Source organism: Chryseobacterium sp. UF-81, from assembly GCF_058245105.1.
Genome location: NZ_JBSIBX010000010.1, coordinates 1 through 20,725, shown reverse-complemented (window position 1 = coordinate 20,725; position 20,725 = coordinate 1). Strand labels below are relative to the sequence as shown.

The 20,725-nt window shown below is 36.6% G+C and carries 22 protein-coding genes; 14 read left to right on the top strand and 8 right to left on the bottom strand.

All coding sequences use genetic code 11. The features are described from left to right. Nucleotides 1-63 precede the first annotated feature (63 nt). The 5 genes from AC4IFE_RS14060 to AC4IFE_RS14040 all read left to right on the top strand — a co-directional run bounded on the left by AC4IFE_RS14060 (nucleotide 64) and on the right by AC4IFE_RS14040 (nucleotide 4,190). Nucleotides 64-1,317, top strand: a complete 1,254-nt coding sequence (locus AC4IFE_RS14060) for a pyridoxal phosphate-dependent aminotransferase (RefSeq protein WP_490757788.1) — start codon at nucleotides 64-66, stop codon at nucleotides 1,315-1,317. A gap of 353 nt (nucleotides 1,318-1,670) precedes the next feature. After that, a complete protein-coding gene (kdsB, locus tag AC4IFE_RS14055) occupies nucleotides 1,671-2,393 on the top strand; it encodes a 3-deoxy-manno-octulosonate cytidylyltransferase (protein WP_490757787.1) in 723 nt (240 codons plus the stop codon). Nucleotides 2,394-2,695: 302 nt separating this feature from the next. After that, entirely contained in the window at nucleotides 2,696-2,872 is a 177-nt protein-coding gene (locus AC4IFE_RS14050) for a hypothetical protein (RefSeq protein WP_490757786.1), read from the top strand. Next, a complete protein-coding gene (locus AC4IFE_RS14045; protein WP_490757785.1) occupies nucleotides 2,869-3,531 on the top strand; it encodes a histidine kinase in 663 nt (220 codons plus the stop codon). Before AC4IFE_RS14050 ends, AC4IFE_RS14045 begins: the two co-directional genes overlap by 4 nt. An 83-nt stretch (nucleotides 3,532-3,614) precedes the next feature. Next, complete coding sequence (locus AC4IFE_RS14040; protein WP_490757784.1) at nucleotides 3,615-4,190, top strand: glutathione peroxidase; 576 nt, start codon at nucleotides 3,615-3,617, stop codon at nucleotides 4,188-4,190. A gap of 115 nt (nucleotides 4,191-4,305) precedes the next feature. Here the strand turns inward: AC4IFE_RS14040 and AC4IFE_RS14035 are convergent, their stop codons facing one another. Continuing rightward, nucleotides 4,306-4,962 (bottom strand): NAD(P)H-binding protein, encoded by a 657-nt coding sequence (locus AC4IFE_RS14035; RefSeq protein ID WP_111957940.1) that lies wholly within the window; start codon nucleotides 4,960-4,962, stop codon nucleotides 4,306-4,308. A gap of 99 nt (nucleotides 4,963-5,061) precedes the next feature. Here AC4IFE_RS14035 and AC4IFE_RS14030 point away from each other — a divergent pair, with 99 nt between their 5' ends. Then, nucleotides 5,062-5,415 (top strand): MmcQ/YjbR family DNA-binding protein, encoded by a 354-nt coding sequence (locus AC4IFE_RS14030; RefSeq protein ID WP_490757783.1) that lies wholly within the window; start codon nucleotides 5,062-5,064, stop codon nucleotides 5,413-5,415. Here the strand turns inward: AC4IFE_RS14030 and AC4IFE_RS14025 are convergent. After that, nucleotides 5,412-6,332 (bottom strand): bifunctional riboflavin kinase/FAD synthetase, encoded by a 921-nt coding sequence (locus AC4IFE_RS14025; RefSeq protein ID WP_490757782.1) that lies wholly within the window; start codon nucleotides 6,330-6,332, stop codon nucleotides 5,412-5,414. The two genes, AC4IFE_RS14030 and AC4IFE_RS14025, sit on opposite strands and share 4 nt — an antisense overlap. A gap of 205 nt (nucleotides 6,333-6,537) precedes the next feature. Between AC4IFE_RS14025 and atpD the strand changes: the two genes are divergently transcribed. The 7 genes from atpD to AC4IFE_RS13990 all read left to right on the top strand — a co-directional run bounded on the left by atpD (nucleotide 6,538) and on the right by AC4IFE_RS13990 (nucleotide 13,037). After that, nucleotides 6,538-8,046 (top strand): F0F1 ATP synthase subunit beta, encoded by a 1,509-nt coding sequence (gene atpD / locus AC4IFE_RS14020; protein WP_111957933.1) that lies wholly within the window; start codon nucleotides 6,538-6,540, stop codon nucleotides 8,044-8,046. Nucleotides 8,047-8,130: 84 nt separating this feature from the next. After that, entirely contained in the window at nucleotides 8,131-8,412 is a 282-nt protein-coding gene (locus tag AC4IFE_RS14015; RefSeq protein WP_490757781.1) for a FoF1 ATP synthase subunit delta/epsilon, read from the top strand. Nucleotides 8,413-8,492: 80 nt separating this feature from the next. Further along, the gene (locus tag AC4IFE_RS14010; protein ID WP_490757780.1) at nucleotides 8,493-9,314 is read left to right on the top strand and encodes a hypothetical protein; all 822 of its coding nucleotides are present in this window, start codon (nucleotides 8,493-8,495) and stop codon (nucleotides 9,312-9,314) included. 358 nt (nucleotides 9,315-9,672) lie between these two features. Then, a complete protein-coding gene (locus AC4IFE_RS14005; protein WP_490757779.1) occupies nucleotides 9,673-10,503 on the top strand; it encodes a phage tail-like protein in 831 nt (276 codons plus the stop codon). 196 nt (nucleotides 10,504-10,699) lie between these two features. After that, nucleotides 10,700-11,428 (top strand): phage tail-like protein, encoded by a 729-nt coding sequence (locus AC4IFE_RS14000; protein ID WP_490757778.1) that lies wholly within the window; start codon nucleotides 10,700-10,702, stop codon nucleotides 11,426-11,428. 17 nt (nucleotides 11,429-11,445) lie between these two features. Beyond that, nucleotides 11,446-12,219 carry a phage tail-like protein gene (locus tag AC4IFE_RS13995; protein ID WP_490757777.1) on the top strand — a complete coding sequence of 258 codons (774 nt, stop codon included), beginning with the start codon at nucleotides 11,446-11,448 and terminating at the stop codon, nucleotides 12,217-12,219. Nucleotides 12,220-12,221: 2 nt separating this feature from the next. Then, nucleotides 12,222-13,037, top strand: a complete 816-nt coding sequence (locus AC4IFE_RS13990) for a phage tail-like protein (RefSeq protein ID WP_490757776.1) — start codon at nucleotides 12,222-12,224, stop codon at nucleotides 13,035-13,037. A gap of 297 nt (nucleotides 13,038-13,334) precedes the next feature. Here the strand turns inward: AC4IFE_RS13990 and AC4IFE_RS13985 are convergent, their stop codons facing one another. The 6 genes from AC4IFE_RS13985 to AC4IFE_RS13960 form a co-directional block, all read right to left on the bottom strand. Beyond that, nucleotides 13,335-15,524, bottom strand: a complete 2,190-nt coding sequence (locus AC4IFE_RS13985; protein ID WP_490757775.1) for a B12-binding domain-containing radical SAM protein — start codon at nucleotides 15,522-15,524, stop codon at nucleotides 13,335-13,337. A 101-nt stretch (nucleotides 15,525-15,625) separates the two neighbouring features. Then, nucleotides 15,626-15,850, bottom strand: coding sequence for a hypothetical protein (locus AC4IFE_RS13980; protein ID WP_490757774.1), 225 nt, complete (start codon nucleotides 15,848-15,850; stop codon nucleotides 15,626-15,628). A gap of 40 nt (nucleotides 15,851-15,890) precedes the next feature. Further along, entirely contained in the window at nucleotides 15,891-16,253 is a 363-nt protein-coding gene (locus tag AC4IFE_RS13975) for a hypothetical protein (RefSeq protein ID WP_490757773.1), read from the bottom strand. Nucleotides 16,254-16,474: 221 nt separating this feature from the next. Further along, on the bottom strand, nucleotides 16,475-17,362 hold the full coding sequence (locus tag AC4IFE_RS13970; RefSeq protein WP_490757772.1) for a DMT family transporter: 888 nt from the start codon (nucleotides 17,360-17,362) through the stop codon (nucleotides 16,475-16,477). 70 nt (nucleotides 17,363-17,432) lie between these two features. Further along, entirely contained in the window at nucleotides 17,433-18,695 is a 1,263-nt protein-coding gene (locus AC4IFE_RS13965; RefSeq protein ID WP_490757771.1) for an aminotransferase class I/II-fold pyridoxal phosphate-dependent enzyme, read from the bottom strand. Nucleotides 18,696-18,773: 78 nt separating this feature from the next. Beyond that, on the bottom strand, nucleotides 18,774-19,811 hold the full coding sequence (locus AC4IFE_RS13960) for a PLP-dependent cysteine synthase family protein (RefSeq protein WP_490757770.1): 1,038 nt from the start codon (nucleotides 19,809-19,811) through the stop codon (nucleotides 18,774-18,776). Nucleotides 19,812-20,033: 222 nt separating this feature from the next. On the opposite strand from AC4IFE_RS13960, the gene AC4IFE_RS13955 reads away from it, so the two are divergent. Next, a partial coding sequence (locus AC4IFE_RS13955; RefSeq protein ID WP_490757769.1) for a glycosyltransferase family 117 protein occupies nucleotides 20,034-20,725 on the top strand: 692 nt, incomplete at its 3' end.

The window sequence follows — 20,725 nt, the reverse complement described above, 5'->3', positions numbered from 1 at the left end:
CGAAACTAAGCCCTAAAACCTAATTCCTAATCCCATAAAAAAATAAATTTAAATAAAAATAAAGTGAAAGTTTCAAAATTAGCGGCGAACCTGATTGGTTCAGAAATTGTAAAAATTGGTAATGAAGTAAATGATTTAAAAGCAAAAGGAGCGGAAATTGCCAATCTTACTATTGGTGACCTGAATTCTAATCTCTATCCCATCCCGGCACTGCTGAAGGAGGAGATTCAGAAGGCATATCAGAATAATCTCACGAATTATCCGCCGGCCAACGGACTTTTATCTTTAAGAAAAGAAGTTTCCAAAGACTTGAAAAACAGATGGAACCTGGATTATTCACCCAACGATATTTTAATTACTGCCGGATCAAGACCATTGATCTACGCCGTTTATAAAACAATCGTAGATGAAGGGGATAAAGTAGTATATCCTACACCATCCTGGAACAACAACCATTATGCTTACCTTACTTCTGCAGAGGCTGTAGAAGTTAAGACCACTGCTGAAAACAATTTCCTTCCTACAGCAGACGATCTGAGACCGCACTTAAGCGGTGCAGTTCTTTTGGCGCTGTGTTCACCACTGAATCCTACAGGAACAATGTTTACAAAAGAGCAGCTTTCAGATATCTGTGAACTGGTTCTGGAAGAAAACAAAAAAAGAGGTGAAGATGAAAAACCATTGTACCTGATGTATGATCAGATCTATTCTAATCTTACTTTCGGTTCACAGCATGTGGATCCGGTTTCTCTTTTCCCTGAACTGAAAGAATACACCATTTATATCGACGGTATCTCTAAATGCCTTGCTGCAACCGGAGTACGTGTAGGGTGGGGATTTGGCCCTTCTCATATCTTGGATAAAATGAAAGCCCTGTTAACGCATGTTGGAGCCTGGGCTCCGAAGCCTGAACAGGAAGCTACTGCGAAATTCTTTGAAAACCCTGACAATGTAAATGTTTTTGTAGAAGATTTCAAAGGAAAACTGGAAGAAAGCTTAAAAGTTCTTCACGGTGGAATCCAGGATTTAAAAGGAAAAGGACTGGCAGTAGAAAGCATCGAACCGATGGGAGCACTGTACCTAACGATCAGATTGGATTATATCGGAAAAACAAAACCGGACGGATCTGTGATTGAAAATTCTTCAGATCTGGTATTTTACTTAATTAATGATGCCGGAGTTGCTCTTGTACCGTTCTCAGCATTCGGAGAGGCAAAATCCGAGCCTTGGTTCCGTGCTTCAGTAGGAGGTTTAGCAGTTGACGAGATCAAAGTAATGCTTCCGAAGCTTGAAAATGCTTTGAATAATCTTAAATAATTTTTAATTAATGTAACAATATAACGATGTATCAATGTAATAATTCCGGTACTTACACTATTGATAAACTGTTACACGATTAGATTGTTATATTAAAAAAAACAGATGCTTCGACCTTGCTCAGCATGACATTGTTATAGTCAATAGTTAGTATTAGCAATGTCACGCTGAACGGAGTCGAAGCGTTTTAATAGTAAGACACAAATAAAATTCAGTTGTATTCGTGCAACTTCCCATAAAGTCTTTCCTGGAAACTTAAATTTTAAGCTATTCAAATCAGAATTATCTTTTTGGAGAATTATTTAACTCATAATTCATAACTTTTAATTTATAACTTTAATAATAAGTAATCAATGAAAATCATAGCTGTCATTCCTGCCCGTTACGAAGCAAGCCGTTTTCCGGCAAAGCTTATGCAGATGTTAGGTGAAAAAACAGTAATCATGACAACCTATCAGAATGTTTCAGAAACAGGATTGTTTGATGAAGTATTTGTGGCTACGGATTCAGAAATTATTTTTGATGAAATTGTGAAAAACGGTGGAAAAGCCGTGATGACCGGGCAGCATGAAACCGGAAGCGACCGTATTGCAGAGGCTGTACAGAATATCGATTGTGATATTGTGATCAATGTTCAGGGTGATGAACCTTTCCTTAAATTGGAGCCTTTAAGACAGCTTATCGACGTTTTTAAGGATGATGCTAACCAGGAAATTTCTCTGGCTTCATTAAAAATCAGACTAACGGAAAAAGAAGAAATCGAAAACCCGAATAATGTCAAGGTAATAACGGATAATAACGGTTTTGCCCTCTATTTCAGCCGTTCTGTAATTCCTTTTCACAGGGAAGTTTCCTATGATATAAATTACTACAAACATATTGGTGTGTATGCTTTCAGGAAGCATGCCTTGCTTCAGTTTTCAAAGCTGGAAATGAAACCCCTTGAAATATCAGAAAAGATCGAATGCATCCGTTATCTTGAATACGGAATGAAGATAAAATTGATAGAAACCAATTTCATTGGAGTAGGGATCGATACTCCCGAAGATCTGGAGAAAGCACGGAAATTAATTTGAGAATAAATACTGAAAGCATTGCTCATCGTCTTTTGTTTTTTCGTACAATTCCCCTTATATTTGAATGAATATATAAACTATAAGTGAGGATATTATTTTTAATATTATTATTTTACTGTTCAAATCTGAAATGTCAGAATTTGAATAATAAAAAATTCTATGCTCAAATTAATCATAGCACTAAAACAACAACAACGGGAGCTATAGATATTTATACTTTTCTTGTACTGGAATTTAAGAACAATAAAATATATCCATCGTATTTGGTCATACCATCTCAAGAACGGAGTATAAAAACTCCTGTGAATTATAGATTTGAAAATAAAATATTATATCTTGCAAAACCAATAGATTTTAATGAAGATCTGGGAACCGTTTTCACTTATACCAATGGAAATCTGGTATCCAAAAAGAAACGGAATGAGCCGGAATTTGTCTTCAAACCTTCTTTAGATAGCTATTTTAAAAGAAATAAATGAAAAAAATAATATACTTAGTCCTTTTAACGTTTGCCACTTCATTATATTCTCAGACCGCAAAAGAAATTATAGATAAAAATATAGAACTGTCCGGAGGATTAACGAATTGGAAGCTCTTAAATTCAGTGCTGCTGCAGGGGAAAGTGATCTTAGGAATCAAAGATGAATATCCTATAAAAATTTACCAGCAGCGTCCCAATCTTACCAAAACGGTGATCAGCATCGGTGGAAAAGAAACTGCAATTGAAGGCTTTGACGGAGCTAAAGGATACGCAATGAATTATGCAACCAACAAGCTTCAGGTGTACCCTGAATACATACCTGAAAGCTTTGATAATGATTTCATTGACTGGGAAAATAAAGGTTTTGATGCTAAATATGCAGGAAAAGAAAAAGTAGGTGAAATCTACTGCCACAAAGTGGAGCTTACCAAAAATGTAAATAAGAACATCTATTACTTTGACGTAAAAACGTATATGCTTTTAAAAGAAATCAAAAAAGATGAAACGTTGATATATGCCGATTACAAGAAAGTAGGAAATCTTTTCATGCCTTTCAGAATTGAATCCTCAAGTACTAAAAAGGATGGAGACTTCGTTATGGTCTTAAACAGGATTGATGTCAATAAGGTTTTTCCTTACAACACATTTAAATTTTAATTAAGGAAATAAGACCTGTTTAAAAGATCCTGCATTATATTTTGAAAATAACTGCGGCAAAACTGCCAACTAAAATTATAAGAATGAAAAAGATTTTCTTATTGCTGCTTTCTTTTGTGGCATTTTTACAGAGCTGTACCAATCAGAAAAGTGAAGTTTCTCAATCTAAAACCAAAGAACTTATGGGAAAAACAATATATGATTTCAAAGTTGAAAGCCTTGACGGCAAAGAGATCAACTTTGCAGATTTTAAAGGAAAAAAGATCCTTATTGTCAATACAGCATCGGAATGTGGATTTACACCACAATATGCAGATTTGGAAAAGCTGTATGAAGAATATAAAGACAAACTGGTTATTGTAGGATTTCCCGCCAATAATTTCGGAGGCCAGGAACCGGGAACCAATACAGAGATCGGGGCTTTTTGCCAGAAAAATTATGGGGTGACTTTTCCTCTGGCAGCTAAAGTTTCTGTAAAAGGGGATGATACAGCACCTATTTTCAAATACTTAACCGAAAAAGACTTAAACGGAGTAAAAAATACAACCATCCTTTGGAATTTTACAAAGTTTCTCATCGATGAAAACGGAAAACTGGTAGATACTTTCGTAAGTACTACAAAACCTACGGATGAAGCTATTACAAAATATCTGAAGTAGATAATTTATAAAACAATGCTTCGGCTCCGTTCAGCGTGACAGCTAGAAAATACAGTAGTATTAGAAATGTCACGCTGAACGGAGCTGAAGCGTTTATAATTCAAAGCTGTTCACTTTAATCATTGCTTTTCTCCGCAAAACAAAAAATATTCCCAAGCTTAATACTGGAATACCCATTACTTTTTATCTTGGAAGAATTGATCATCGCCTTTGCTAAAATATCTGTAGGCAAAGGTTTCTGACTTTCCAGCAGTCCCAGCTTATTGGCGAATTTTATAATTCTGCTGCCCAGAACTTCTCCGGTTCTTTCCGAATCTTTTCTTTCCAGCATTCCGGGTTTAAAAATAGTGATCTTATTAAAATGAAGTTGTTTCACAGCCTCTTCCAGTTCACCTTTCATTTTAGAATAGAAGATTTTAGATGTGGGGTTTGCTCCATAAGCAGAAACCAGTATATAGTCTTCCACATCATTTTCCTTCGCTGCTTTGGCAAATTCATACTGATAATCAAAATCTACCTTTCTCTGGGCTTCTTTGCTTCCGGCATCTTTCAGCGTTGTTCCCAAGCATGAGAATGCAATATCACCCTTCACTTTATCTTTCCATTCTTCCGGCTTTTCAAAATTAACCACATGAACTTTCAGCTTGTCATTCTGAATATCCACAGGCTTTCTTACAAAGATATCGACTTCCTCAAACTCTTTATCGCTGAGCAGCTGTTTCACCAGATCCTTTCCTGTAGCGCCCGTTGCGCCAATGACCAAAGCTTTCATAATAATTGTGATTTATATAGATGGTATTTTCTTTCTTAAATTTACTACATTTGAAATTAATATCAATAATCATTAATCACTTATCATTTATAAAAATCCATGAATGCCGACGAAATTCTAGATTACTGTCTTGCTAAAAAAGGAGTTACAGAAACTTTTCCTTTTGATAACGAAACCCTTGTGATGAAAGTAGGCACAAAAATGTTTTTATTAATGGGGCTTGAAAGACAGCCATTGAGCATCAACGTAAAAACTGACCCTGAGTGGAGTGCAGAACTCCGAGAACAGCATCCGCAGATCACGGGTGCATTTCACATGAATAAAACCCATTGGAATTCCGTCATGGTTGATGGTTTGAAAAGAGATCTTATCTGTAAGTTAATAGATCAGTCTTATGAACTGGTTTTTAATTCATTAACGAAAAAAGCAAAAGAAGAAATTATAAATAGCTAGAATTGAAATTCCCGGGTCAGCCTTTTATCTTCATCTAACCTTTCAATCAATTTTTCAAGACCTTCGAATTTGATCTCGTCATGAAGAAAATCCCTGAATCTTACCGTGATTTCTTCATCATAAATATCGCCATCAAAATCAAGGATATAAACTTCAACGGTTAATTTTTCTCCGTTCACAGTGGGATTGGTACCAATGCTGAGCATTCCTTTATATCGCCGGCCTTTTACCTCGGTTTCTACAATATAAGCTCCTTTTTTAGGGAGAAGTTTAATAGATTCAGCATCAATATTGGCTGTAGGATAGCCGATTGTCCGCCCAATCTTTTTCCCGTGAACAACGGTGCCGGAAACAGAGTAGGAGTAACCAAGCATTTCATTGGCTTCTTTAATATTTCCAGTCAGAAGAGCATTGCGGACTTTCGTAGAGCTGATATTGTTTTCGTGGATATTGATCGCTTCCATCTGTTCAACAACAAAATCCAGTTCTTTGGAAAGCTTTTGAAGAAGTTCGAAATTTCCGCTCTTATTTTTCCCGAATGAATGGTCGTAGCCTATAATAAGGTATTTTACATTCAGCTTGTCGATCAGGATCTGGCGTACAAACTCTTCTCCCGTAAGGTTTCTGAATTCTTCATCAAATTCTTTCAGAAACAGATGATTGATTCCGTATTTTTCGATCAGCTGTTTCTTTTCATCCAGCGTATTCAGAAGCTTAAGATCTTCATTCGGGTTAAAAACGAAACGCGGATGCGGCCAGAAAGTAAGGATCGCTGTCTCCAGATTATTCTCTGTACCCACATTAATCAGTTCATCGATGATACTTTTATGCCCGAGATGTACTCCGTCAAACATTCCCAGAGACAATGCTAAAGGCTTTTGGGAGGAATAATCTTTAAAATTCTTGAAAACTTTCAAAACGGAAAAAATTTGACTGCAAATATATGTATAATGTAGCAATGTATCAATATAACAGTTTACCAATATTCTAACCAATAATTATTTGCTATATTGCTCAATTGACAGATTGGTACATTAATAAAAAAGTATGATAAAAATCTTTTTTTTACCAATTGTAGGTTTATGAAGAATCATTATATTTGCACCAAGAAAAAATTTAGCAATGGCAAACCAAATTAAAGGTAAAATTTCTCAAATTATTGGTCCGGTAATCGACGTTGTCTTCACAGATGTGGAAGCAATTCCAAGTATCTATGACGCGTTAGAAATTACAAAAGGAAACGGTGAAAAAGTAGTCTTAGAAGTAGAGCAGCATATTGGTGAAGATACAGTAAGATGTATTGCAATGGATGCTACAGACGGTCTTCAAAGAGGGCAGGAAGTAATCGGATATGGAAATCCTATTACAATGCCAATTGGTGAAGCTGTGAACGGAAGACTATTCAACGTTGTTGGGGATGCTATCGACGGACTTCAAAATATTTCTAAAGAAGGTGGTCTGCCAATTCACAGACCAGCTCCAAAATTTGATCAACTTTCAACTTCTGCAGAAGTTTTATTTACAGGTATTAAAGTAATCGACCTTATCGAGCCTTACGCAAAAGGAGGTAAGATTGGATTATTCGGTGGTGCCGGGGTAGGTAAAACAGTATTGATCCAGGAGTTGATTAACAATATTGCAAAAGGACACGGAGGTCTTTCAGTTTTTGCCGGAGTAGGTGAAAGAACGAGAGAAGGAAATGACCTTTTGAGAGAGATGCTTGAATCAGGAATTATTAAATATGGTGATGATTTCATGCATTCTATGGAAAACGGAGGTTGGGATCTTTCCAAAGTAGACTTAGAAGCTATGAAAGAATCTAAAGCTGCATTCGTTTTCGGACAGATGAACGAGCCGCCAGGTGCAAGAGCCAGAGTAGCACTTTCTGGTCTTACATTGGCTGAGTACTACAGAGACGGTGGTGAAAGCGGACAAGGTAGAGACGTACTTTTCTTTGTAGACAACATCTTCCGTTTTACACAGGCTGGTTCTGAGGTATCTGCACTTCTTGGTCGTATGCCTTCAGCAGTAGGTTACCAACCAACTCTTGCTTCTGAAATGGGAGCGATGCAGGAAAGAATTACTTCAACTAAAAACGGTTCAATTACTTCAGTACAGGCAGTTTATGTACCTGCGGATGACTTAACTGACCCGGCTCCTGCAACTACGTTTGCTCACTTGGATGCAACGACGGTACTGGACAGAAAAATTGCTTCATTGGGTATTTATCCTGCGGTAGATCCATTGGCGTCTACGTCAAGAATCCTTGCTCCGGAAATTATCGGTGATGAACATTACGACTGTGCTCAGAGAGTAAAAGAAATTCTTCAGAGATACAAAGCGCTTCAGGATATCATCGCAATTCTTGGTATGGAAGAACTTTCTGAAGAAGATAAATCAGTAGTTTACCGTGCCAGAAAAGTTCAGAGATTCTTATCTCAGCCTTTCCACGTAGCTGAACAGTTTACAGGTATTCCGGGATCATTGGTAGATATCAAAGATACCATCAAAGGATTCAACATGATTATGGATGGTGAACTAGACCATTTACCGGAAGCTGCTTTCAACCTGAAAGGAACTATCGAGGAAGCTATCGAGGCTGGACAAAAAATGTTAGCTGAAAACGCTTAAGAAAATTTTAAATGTTAAATTTTAGATTTTAGATTGAATAATCATTTAAAATTTAAAATCTATAATCTATAATTCATAAAAAAAATGAATATAAAAATTTTAACACCAGAATACGTAGTTTTTGAAGGGGAAGTAGACTCTGTATTGTTGCCGGGAAAAAGTGGTGAATTCCACATTATGAAAAATCACGCTGCAATCGTTTCTTCTTTGATCGGAGGTAAAGTAAAGCTTTTCACATCTTCAGTTGGTGAAGCTTATGCTAAAAACTTTACTAAAGAAAATGATAAAGACTCTGTTTTTTCTTACCCTATCAAAAGCGGTGTTGTAGAATTTAATCATGATAAAGGAATCATCCTTTGTGAATAATTAAATGAAAAGCTAAATATATTTTCAAGAAAGTGTAACTTTGGTTACACTTTTTTTATGCTGTGTAAAAGTCTGATTCTATGAAGAAAAGTATAATCATATTCTTTACCGTTTTGGGAATGTTGTGTAATGCCCAAAATTTCAAAACCAAAAGAGGTATTATAAGTCTTGACGGCGTTCATGTTGCTAAGCTCTCCAATAAATCCAGTATCTATACATTCATGGACCTGAATGATACCCCGATGTATACTATAGAGTTTATAGATAAAAGTATAGTGGATTCTGTAAGAGACAGTTATATAAGACTGAACAGGGTCTACAACAGGGATAAAGCCATAGAGCTGGATTATATTTCTCCGTCAGCATTTTCCGGGGAAGAAAAATCAGCAGTATACACCTCCATAAAGGGTCTGAAAATTATTGATAATAAAGGGATCAATATTAAAAACCTTGATGATATATTTAAAAATATTCCGAAAAGGAAGCTGGATACCAAAACCAAAGATGCCTATACTACAAGAAGTAAAATTGATAAACTGAACATTGAAGTCAATAAGGTAGGAGAGATCATAAGCAATGGTGTTCCTGTCGGCTACTTTACCAACCTTCCTGTAAGTTTCGGTTCTGAGGATACTGTTATGGACAAAACTTTTATAGATATTGAGGTGTATGACGCTAAGAGTAAATACATCGGAAAATATATTACAACGACAAAACAGATCAAAACGGCTAACGGAAAAATTTTCACCATTTACAGGGAAATGTCCGGCAGAGCTTCCCTGTTAAAATTTCCTACTTATAAAGCCATTGCAGAAAGAATGGCAATTATGGACCCAAACTTTATTAAAGTTCAGGAAAAGGTAATTGTTGGTGACGTTATGAAGGGAAATGCTGAAAAGTAAAATTGTATTGACCTTGAATACTCATAAAAATCCTGGAGATTTAATTTTCCGGGATTTTTTTTAATTTATTTAAAAAATTACAAACTCAAAATTACTCCATTTTCTTTCAATTGCTGCATCGGCTTCGAAAACCAGAATAATTCAAAATCTTCAAATTGAATATTGAATTATAAGGTCATAAAACGTAGACCTTTTTGGTATTATAGAATTCATCAGCTATTACACTTTTCTTACTGCAGTGCTTTTGCAGTATTCGAGCATTGGTCTTGCAGTGTGCCTTTCGTTGGTGTTATTTTGCCATATCTATAACTTTGCATCAGTTATTATAATTATGTCCATAAATTAAAAAATATAAGTAATGCAAAGAATATTTATTTTTATGTCATTTACAATTGGGGTTCTTATTAAATCTCAAGTAGGTATAAATTCTTCATCCCCTCGGGCAACTTTGGATGTGGTGGGTAAGCCTGCCGTCACCTCTGTATTAGATGGAGTGATTGCGCCCCGTATTACAGGAGATCAGCTAAATAATAAAACCTATACGATAGCTCAGGAAGGTGCTATTGTATATGTGACTTCCCCCGATTCTTCTCCTTCAGGGCAAACAATTAATGTTACCAGTAGGGGGTACTATTATTTTGACGGTCCATCCTTACAATGGCTTCAGCTTGCAGTTCAGGAGAGTGAGTTTCGGCTTTCTGATGTGTTGGCAGATGTTGCCACAGGTCCGGTGGATGCCCCTGCAGGTACTATAAATAATATTGATTTGGGGCTTTCCCTTGTAGTAACTATTCCGGCAAATTCAACAGCGAAGATTTTAATGTCATACAGTGTACCTATGGGTACTTATCCTATAGGTGCTACTGTGGTAGGGTCTGATCCGAATGGAAAAGTAAGCGGATATTTTGGGATTCGTTTCCTGAAAAATGGAATAGAAGAACAGGGAGGTTCCCGAAAATATTCCGTACCCTTTGCAAATGCGGCCACTCACATGATGAGTGTTGCAGGCAGCTTTACCGAAGAGATCGTTAACAATACTGCTTCTGATACTACAGTAACCTATACCCTTAATGGTTATGTAGAAGCTACAGTAACACAAACTCGATTTAATATGTGGGATGCAGTAGGAAGTAATTTTAACTGGGGTAAGGGTAGCCTTTCTGCTACTGTATTCACAAAAGATAACTAAGAAAAGTAGATGTCTAAATAGCCAAATCAACTTAGACTAACAATAAAGCAAATGCCCGGCTGGATAGTTTAAATCGTTATTAATATACTTTTAAACTTCAGTAATGAGCTGGATAGCTTTGCATTACATTGCTTTCTCTATTTTGTTCCTCAAAAAAATAAAGTTTAAACAAGTTTATTATTAACAAATTCACAATATGAGAAGAATAACAATTATCATTTTTTTTCTTTCAGCAATTTTTCATTTAGTTGTGGCACAGGTTGGAATAAAAACTCAGACACCATCTGCCACTCTTCACGTAGAGCCGACTAATATTTCGTCACCTACAGGAATTGATGGAATTTTAATTCCCAGGGTCAAGGCTTTTCCCGTTGCTCAGGCTAAAGGACATACTGTTTTTTTATTTCAGCATGCTACGCTTCCTGATGGGTTTTATTATTGGGACGGTACAGACTGGGTTTCTTTTCTAAGCACTTTTAACCGAACCTATGATGATGCTATTTATGTGGTAACGGGAAGTGGGTATTCAGCATCAGGAGATACAGAAAATGCTGTTCTATTCAATACTCTTAAAGCATTTAATCCGACTGGTTTTTCAGTTTCGGGGGATCAGATTACTGTTGGAAAAAGCGGAAACTACCTGATCAGCTTTAATTCTGCTTTAAAGAAAACAGTAGGTATTGCTAATGAACAAAGAGCTATATATACCTACAGAATTAAAAAAAATGGGACAACCATTCTGACGACTTCCAATTCTTTAACCAATGAAGGAACGACAGCAACCAGTGTAGCGCTTAGCGGGATCGTATCCATGGCTCAGAATGACCTCATCCAGGTTACCATACAAAAAACAACAGAAACCGGAAGCAGTGTCTATACAGGCTATGGAACAAATTGCATTACGATGACTTATCTGAATGATTAATTAAAAGATTTAGAGCTATGAAAAATATAATTATTACCTGTTTTCTGATAATACCCTTAATAAGTCTGCATGCACAAAGTGGAGTAGGGATCAATACCAATTCTCCTAAGGCAATGCTGGATATTCAGGCAAAAACTCCCGATACACCTGAGAATTCAGCAGGAATATTATTCCCTACCGTCAGCAGGTTCTCGGCTACAGATCCAGCCCAGATCCAGAATGCGATGTTGGTTTTTTTAGATAATTCCGGCACCGGAGCTGCCGGTTTTGAGGGGTACTATTTTTGGGATGACAACAAAAAATTATGGCAATATATATTCCAGACCAAGATTTTGGGAAAAAACCTTTTTAAAACAATTGCTTCCGGAAGCGGCTTTCCGGTGATAGCCAGTGGCGATGCTAATAACAATGTCTGGTTTAAAACCACTTTCACGTCATTGGAAGCACCGGATGCCAATTATACTTTGCAGAACGGAGATATTATTATTGGAAAAACCGGAAATTATTCATTATTCTTTACCGGAGGAATCTATAAAAATATAGGGGATTTGGGGGCAACCCCGACAGAAGTAGGCATTTTTATTGATAATGGAGCTAGCCCCACCCTTATATCCAAATCCCCATTACCTGCGGCTGATAATGCTAATAGAAGTACGAATCATACGATTTCCAATATCATAACATTTACAAAAGGCCAGAGAATCTCTGTGCAAACAAGGAGAACTAGTTCCTGCAGTACAGCAATTGGGCCGGAATCCGTTTATACGTTAACCTTATCTTATTTAGATTAATTATGAAAAATATAAATTCAACCTTACTTGTACTGGGTAGTTTCTTTTGTTTTGGGTTATTGAGCTCTCAGGTGGGTATCAATACCAATACTCCGAAAACGACCCTGGAAATTATGACTGAAGATAAAGATAATCCCCTGAACAATGAAGGAGTGATTATTCCCAGGGTAACCTCACTGAATGTAACGGATGCAAAGCAACATGGATTGCTGGTTTTTCTTGACTTTGAAGATCCTTTGACCGAGGCTATTGAAAGAGGGTTTTACTGGTGGAACAATACAAGCAGTACGTGGATCCCTTTTTTTTCTATGAATAAAATGACGCAGGATAAAACCATTACCTATGTAAGCTGTAAGAATACCTTTGATGAAGGGGCATTGACTTCAGCATCAACCAATGTACGAACATTAGGATTTGACAGCAGTACATTAATTGCGAATGATACAGGTAATTTTGATGTTAATGCGGCAGGAGAGTTAGTGGTGAAAAAAGCAGGGACGTATCATATACAAGCTGTTATATCACTTCATTGTGCCAATAGTAGCCCTAGTGCGGCCAGAGATGCCTATGAAGGAATAGTTCTGGTTAACGGGGCAGAGCCTGTTCCCAATCTTAGAACGGCATATGGTTTTCCCACTGGAGGAACAGTATTTGATAGTAATACAGCCATATCGGGGTTTGTGACCTTAAATGTAAATGACAGGATCCGGTTCTCTATCAACAGGTATTACAGGGATGCAAGTTTTTTATTTCCTTCTACAATTACTCCAAATGGTGTACTTTCTAACCTCACATTAAGATATATGGGAAGCTTTTAAAAAGAAATAATTTGGATGGAAGGAGTGAATATGTAAAACTGCATGGTCTTCTTTTTCCTTTTGTTAATTTCTGGAATATTATATTCACAGAATTATCTCCTGCCGAAATAAACCAGTTACAAAAAGAAAGTCAGTACCTGCAGACTGGTAAAATATATAAGGGATTATTGATTTGTCCAGTTTATCTTTTGCTAATGAGTTCCAGATTTTAGCTCTTTTTTGCAGCTCTAAATTGCTAATTTTCTGGTAACTCTTTTATCTGAAAAAGTTTAAACAGGTTTATTATTCTCATGTTTTTTATAACGCCAGAATAATCCCATTATCTTTCAATTGCTGCATCGGCTTCGAAAACCAGAATAATTCAAAATCTTCAAATTTTTCTTCAAACTGATTCTTAAGTTGCTGAGCTGTAATTTTTTTCGGATTCTCTATAGAATTTTCTTCCAGCACATTCATTAGCCATTCCGCTTTATCCTGCTCCAGATCTACCTTTACAATATTGGTTTTTAAGTGGAACGTAAGAAGCGTATATGCACCGGAGTATTTCTTTTTATTTTTTATGCGATTCTCAGCGATTACGTTTTTGGTCAGGAAAACAACCTTTGAGTTGCCTTTAAAGCCGAATTGGGTATCATCCAGAAGACAGTCATGAATATAATCAGGATGAACTGTTGTCCTTGGAATTTTAAAATCAAACCATTCCTGAAGCGGAAATTCAAAATTGATTCCGTGCATATAATTAAAAAGAGATTTTTTCAATCCAAAGCTGAACTGGCTGTGATCGATTCCGGTTTTATCCTTAAAATCAATATCATTATTGGCAAACAGAATTTCCTGCTTCAGAGGAGTCACTCCAAATTCTTCAGGATTTATTCCGACAGGCGAGTGCGCTGTCATGGCAAACTGATGCCAGAAAGCACTTTGAAGAATCCCCATTTCAAACATCTGCCTTACCATTTCCAAAGAGTCTACTGTTTCCTGAATAGTCTGAGTAGGGTAGCCATACATCAGATATGCGTGAATCATGATTCCGGCTTCGGTGAAATTTCTTGTTACCTTTGCCACTTGTTCTACAGAAATACCTTTGTCTATCAATTGTAGCAACCGGTCGCTGGCCACTTCCAGTCCTCCGGAAACAGCGACACATCCCGAAAGTTTTAGCAGATAACATAAATCACGGGTGAAGCTTTTCTCAAACCGGATATTGGTCCACCAGGTAACAACCAGATTTCTTCGTAAAATTTCCAGGGCAACTTCCCGCATTAATGCTGGTGGAGCTGCCTCATCTACAAAATGGAATCCAGTTTCACCGGTTGTTTTGATCAGTTCCTCCATTCTGTCCACTAAAATTTTAGCGGAAATAGGCTCATAGATTTTGATATAGTCCAGAGAAATATCGCAGAATGTACATTTTCCCCAGTAGCAGCCGTGGGCCATGGTCAGTTTGTTCCATCTCCCGTCACTCCATAAACTGTGCATTGGATTGGCAATTTCAATCACTGAAATATACTGGTCTAACTTTAAGTCTGTATAATCCGGTGTACCGATATCAGCCTGTTTATAATCGTGTCTTTTAGAATTATTTTTATAAGTAACCTTTTGATTTTCAATTAAAAATGTTCTCTTGTACTCGGCGGTTTCTTTTGAGGTAGGTAAGCTGTTGTAAAGTAGCTCGAGAGGAAGCTCACCATCATCGAGAGTGATAAAATCAAAGAATTCAAAGACTCTCTGATCTTTTACTTCCCGTAATTCCGTATTGGGAAAACCGCCGCCCATAGCAGTTTTGATGTGGGGATAATTTTTCTTAATGAATTGGGCACATTTGAACCCGGCATACAGATTTCCCGGAAAAGGAATTGAAAAGCAGACCAGTTTTGGCTGAACCAATTCTAACTTTTCCTGAAGAATTTTAAGGGTAAAGCTGTCGATAAAGGTTGGATTATTGGATAGTTTTGAATACAGTTCATCAAAAGAATTGGCACTTTTTCCAAGGCGTTCCGCATATCTGCTGAATCCGAAATCTGAATCAATATTTTCGATAATATAATCAGAAAGATCTTCTAAATATAAAGTAGCAAGATGCTTCGCCTTATCCTGAAGCCCCATGTTTCCAAATGCAAAATCCATATCATCCAGCTGATTAAAACGGGAAGCTTCCGGCAGGAAATTCATGCTACAGATCTGTCTGGCTAACGTAGGGGTTTTTCCCTGCAGAAAAGGAATAACCTGATCTATTGTCCTTATATATTCTTCCCGTAATGCATAAATCCGCTGTGAATTCTCTGATATTTCCTGAAGATTGATTTTTGTGCTGAAGATTTTCTCAAGTCCGTTTTTCGAAAATAACTCCAAAATAACATCTAGCCCCAGATCGGTTTGGTAGCTGGAAATATTTTTGGTATTCAGAAAACCTTTTATATAAGCTGTTGCCGGATAAGGAGTATTAAGCTGGGTAAAAGGCGGAGTAATGAGAAGAAGATCTTTCAACAGGAAATTTTTGCAAAGTTATTTTAAATTCACCTAAAATGAAAAAGCTAAGCAGGAAAGTTTAAAAGTATTTTGATAATTCTTTCTACACCTTATCAATATTAATGATTAAGTTTCCAGTGATAATAAGTCCATTCTAAACCAAATAATCCTGGATAGGTTTCAATATCAAGATAATTTCCTTTTCCAAATTTATGATACGTTTTGCGGTTTGCGTATATGGTAAGAGGTTTTGGATATTCTTTTAAATAGTATGAATTCAAATATTCATAGTCGTTTTTATATTTGGAAGGAATGTTATATTTCTTAACTTCAATAGTATCCATTTTTTCTTTCGGAATAACCTTAAACTGATAGTTCGTAATTTTATAGTAACCTTCTGAATCCCATTTTTTCTTCTATAGGACTGGCTTTATCGGTAATAAAATATTCTTTCGATGCTGGTTTGGAAAAATCAAAAGCTATATTGGCCGCTAAAAAGAACGGAATACAGTAATAACTCATGGTTTGTAAGATGTTCTGAGCATTGTCTGGAATATCTTTACTTTTCGTTTTAATAAAAAAACTTACTATTACCGGCAAAAGAAATAAAATTAGCCGGGTAATTAAACTGAAATGATATAATTCAAAAAATTTCCAAAGGATAAGGCCGTATAAAACAGGTGTGGTAAGAAACAGAAGCTTATAGCTAAGATACAGATCAATATTTTTCCTGTCAAAATCATTCATGAAAAATCTTATCCAGGGAATACAAAAAATGATCACACATAAAAATCTAAACTGCCATGATAACGGTTCCGAAAACAACAAAGCTGTACATAAAAATATTCTTGTAATAAGAGAAAAAACGATCTTCGGAATAATTCGCATATTGTATTTGCCCATCAGTTTGATGAGTAAATATAATATAAAAAATTGTTATGGAATAATAATTGTCAGGCAGTCACTTTTTATATGGGTTCATTAAGTTTCGGCTTTCTGTTGTCTGCAATGACATTAAGGATGACTCCTAAAAGGATGAGTACGATGCCAATGAGAAGATTTACCGTAAATTTTTCATGAAACATAAAAACACTCACCATTACTGCGACCACAGGTTCCAATGCTCCTAAAATAGCAGTCGGAGTAGACCCGATATATTTTATGGCATATACCAAACACAGACTTGAAATGACGGTAGTGAGAAAAGCAAAAACTATAAAATTTAAGAAGATGGATACGGAAGGAATGGCAAAAGATTCACTTTCGGAAAAAGCTTTTATCATAAAAAATGCTGAAGTAAAAAGCATAGAGTAGAATGAAAGCTTGAATCCCGATACTTTAAGGTCAGATTTATTGACGATCACCATATAAAGCGCATAAAATAATGAACTCAGCATCACAATTCCAAGACCTGCAAAATTGATTTCCAGACCATTTTCTTTTAAACATAATACAATAACTCCTGCAAAAGCCAAAAACAGAGAGAGTACAGAAAGTTTTGTGAGCTTTTCTCTATAAAAGAAAAACATGATCAAAGCTACAATAACCGGATAAATAAACAGGACGGTAGAAGCAATTCCCGGGGTAAGAAAATCATAGCCAATGAACAAAAATTCTGAAGAAAGGGCATAGCAGACTCCCAGAACAGCAAGGACCAGAGTTTCTTTTTTATTGATTCTGAAGCTTTCTCTGGAATAGAGCAGATATCCGCCAACCATTGTTGCAGAAAACAAAAATCTATAGAACAGAGTAATGTCCATAGAAAAATGGGCCTGCTTCAGCGGCAGGATGAAAATAGGGATCAGTCCGAATGAAACGGACGATAATATGCCTAACAAATAACCCTTTAATTTCATTCCAGTTTATTTTATAAAAAACCACTGATTACTTTCAGTGGTTTTTCTAATATTATATAATGATATCGTATTACATTTGCTTGTATTCGATATTCATTTGTTTTTCCATTTCTCTGTAGTGTCCGGAAGTTAATTTTTCACGGATACCGTCAAAAGCAGCCAGAGTCTCATTAATTTCTGAATCTGTGTGAGAAGCTGTCGGGATTAATCTTAATAAGATCATTCCTTTAGGAATTACAGGATATACTACCACTGATGTAAAAACTCCATAATTCTCTCTAAGATCTTTAGCTAAAAGAGTAGCTTCAATTGTAGTTCCTTCTATGAAAACAGGAGTTACACAGGTATTGGTATTTCCAAGATTGTAACCTCTTTCTCTAAGACCGTCCTGAAGTTTTTTTACATTTTCCCACAATTTCGCTTTAATTTCCGGACGGGTTCTCAAAAGCTCAAGTCTTTTTAATCCTCCGATTACCATTGGCATTGTTAAAGATTTAGCAAAAATCTGAGAACGAAGATTATATTTTAAGAACCTGATGATGGTTTCATCTCCCGAAAGGAAAGCTCCGAAGCCTGCCATAGATTTGGCAAAAGTAGAGAAGTATACATCAATCTGGTCCTGGCATCCCTGCTCTTCACCTGCTCCCGCTCCGGTTTTACCCAAAGTTCCGAAACCATGTGCATCATCTACCAGAAGTCTGAAATTGAATTTTGATTTTAAATCACAGATTTCTTTCAGTTTCCCCTGCATTCCTCTCATTCCGAAAACACCCTCAGTGATGACCAGAATTCCGCCTCCGTTTTCTTCGGCTACCTTAGTTGCTCTTTCTAAGTTTTTTTCTAAGCTGGCAATATCATTATGTTTGAAAGTAAAACTTTTTCCCATATGAAGACGAACTCCGTCTACAATACAAGCGTGAGAATCAGCATCATACACAATTACATCATGTCTTGTAACCAATGCATCAATGGCTGAAACCATTCCCTGATAACCGAAATTTAATAAATAAGCAGCTTCTTTTTGAGTAAACTCTGCCAATTCTTTTTCCAATTGCTGATGTTGTTGGGTTTCACCTGACATAGCCCTGGCCCCCATCGGATAAAACATTCCGAATTCTGCAGCTGCTTTTGCGTCAGCTTCTAAAACTTCCGGGTGGTTACAAAGTCCTAAATAATCATTTGCACTCCAGAAAATGACATCCTTACCTTGAAATTTCATTCTTGGGCCAATCGGACCTTCCAGTTTTGGGAAAACAAAATATCCTTCAGCGTAATCAGCGAATTGTCCCAATGGACCTGGATTTTGTTTGATGCGGTCAAAAATATCTAACATTTGTATCGTAATTTTTAAGTGAAAAAGCCTTTTCTGCAGAACACAAAAGGCTTAATTTGTATCGTGGTTTATTTAAATCTATTTAATAAATTCTGTCTTGAAAACTTCATCGTAATTGTGTACGCAGTTATTTACAAAACCCTGTTCGGCCATCCATTTGTCGCTGTATACCTTAGTAATATATCTCGATCCGTGATCAGGATAGATCAGGACAATAATATCATCTTTGGTAAGCTCATGCGATTGGGCATACTGAATCAGTGCCTGAGTGACAGCTCCTGTAGTGTATCCTCCCATGATAGCTTCTTTAAGGGCTATTTCACGGGTTCTGTACGCAGACATCTCATCATTTACCCTTACAAACTCATCTACCTTGTCAAAAAGAAGAGCAGAAGGGATTAAATTTTTCCCCATTCCTTCAATCTGATAAGGATGAACATCTTCTTTATGGATTTCTCCCGTTTCGTGGTAGCTCTTCAGGATAGAACCGTCAGCATCCACACCGATAATCTTGATATCCGGATTTTTTTCTTTCAAAAATTTACCCGAACCGGACAATGTTCCACCCGTTCCAGTGCAGGCGAAGAGGTGGGTAACCTTACCTTCTGTCTGCTCCCAAATTTCAGGACCGGTAGTCTGGTAGTGTGCATCAATATTCAATTCATTAAAATATTGATTGATGTAAACTGAATTTGGTGTTTCTGAAGCTATTCTTTTAGCTACTTCATAATAAGATCTGGGATCATCTGCAGCCACGTTGGCAGGACAAATGTATACCGTAGCCCCTAATGCTTTCAAATAGGCAATTTTTTCGGGCTTCGTTTTGTCGCTTACCGCCAGAATACATTTATATCCTTTGATAATACAGACCATCGCTATAGAAAATCCGGTGTTTCCTGAAGTAGTTTCTACAACTACAGAATCTTCCTTTAATAAACCTTTTTGTTCAGCATTTTCTATAATATGAAGTGCTATTCTATCTTTTGTGGAATGTCCAGGATTATATGATTCTAACTTGGCATAAACGGTTGCAGGAATATCTTTTGTAACAGTATTAAGCTTCACCATAGGAGTATTTCCTATTAGGCCAAGAATATTATCGTAAACATTACTCATTATTTGTTATTTTCAATAAAAATCTGACCGCAAAAATACAAAAAAATAAATAATTACTAAACTTTTGTTTGATTTCAAGCCAGCGATTCAGCAAAATTTATTTTCTGATTTGCAATCTTAGCTGAAGTATAATCGCAAATACTACGCCAAAATTTTTAAATTTTGTTAAAAACACCACAGAATGGTATAAAAGCCTTATTTTCGCGTAATTGATTTAATACTATGAAAAATTGGACTTTTAGGCAATGGAACACCGTTTTAGGATGGGTGATTTTCGTCATTGCATTTTTCACGTACTTGTCGACCATAGAACCCAATTTCAGTTTCTGGGACTGCGGCGAGTACATTTCCTCAGCTGTAAAACTTGAAGTAACGCATGCTCCCGGAGCTGCTTTATTCCAGATTGTGGGTGCCGTGGCAGCCATTTTTGCTTTAGGAAAAGGTGAAAATTATTCTATTGTGATCAATGCGATGTCTGCATTGTTCAGTGCGTTGACGATTTTATTTTTATTCTGGACGATTACCCATTTTGTAAGACGGCTGTTGAACAAGGATTTTGATGAAATTACAAAACACCAGGAAATCTCCATTCTTTTTGCGGGAGCGGTAGGGGCTTTATGCTTTACCTTCTCGGATACCTTCTGGTTTTCTGCAGTAGAAGGAGAGGTATATTCCATGGCTTCCCTATTTATTGCCCTGCTGGTATGGCTTATTACCAAATGGGAAAACGAATACCTGGCAAAAGACAGTGAAAGATGGATCATCCTAATTTTCTTTGTATTGGGACTTTCTGTAGGAGTACACATGATGGGGATGCTTGCGGTACCGGCCGTTTGCCTGGTATATTATGCAAGAAACTACAAATTCACCTGGAAAAACTTTATCTGGGCCAATGCGATCACACTGGGAATCCT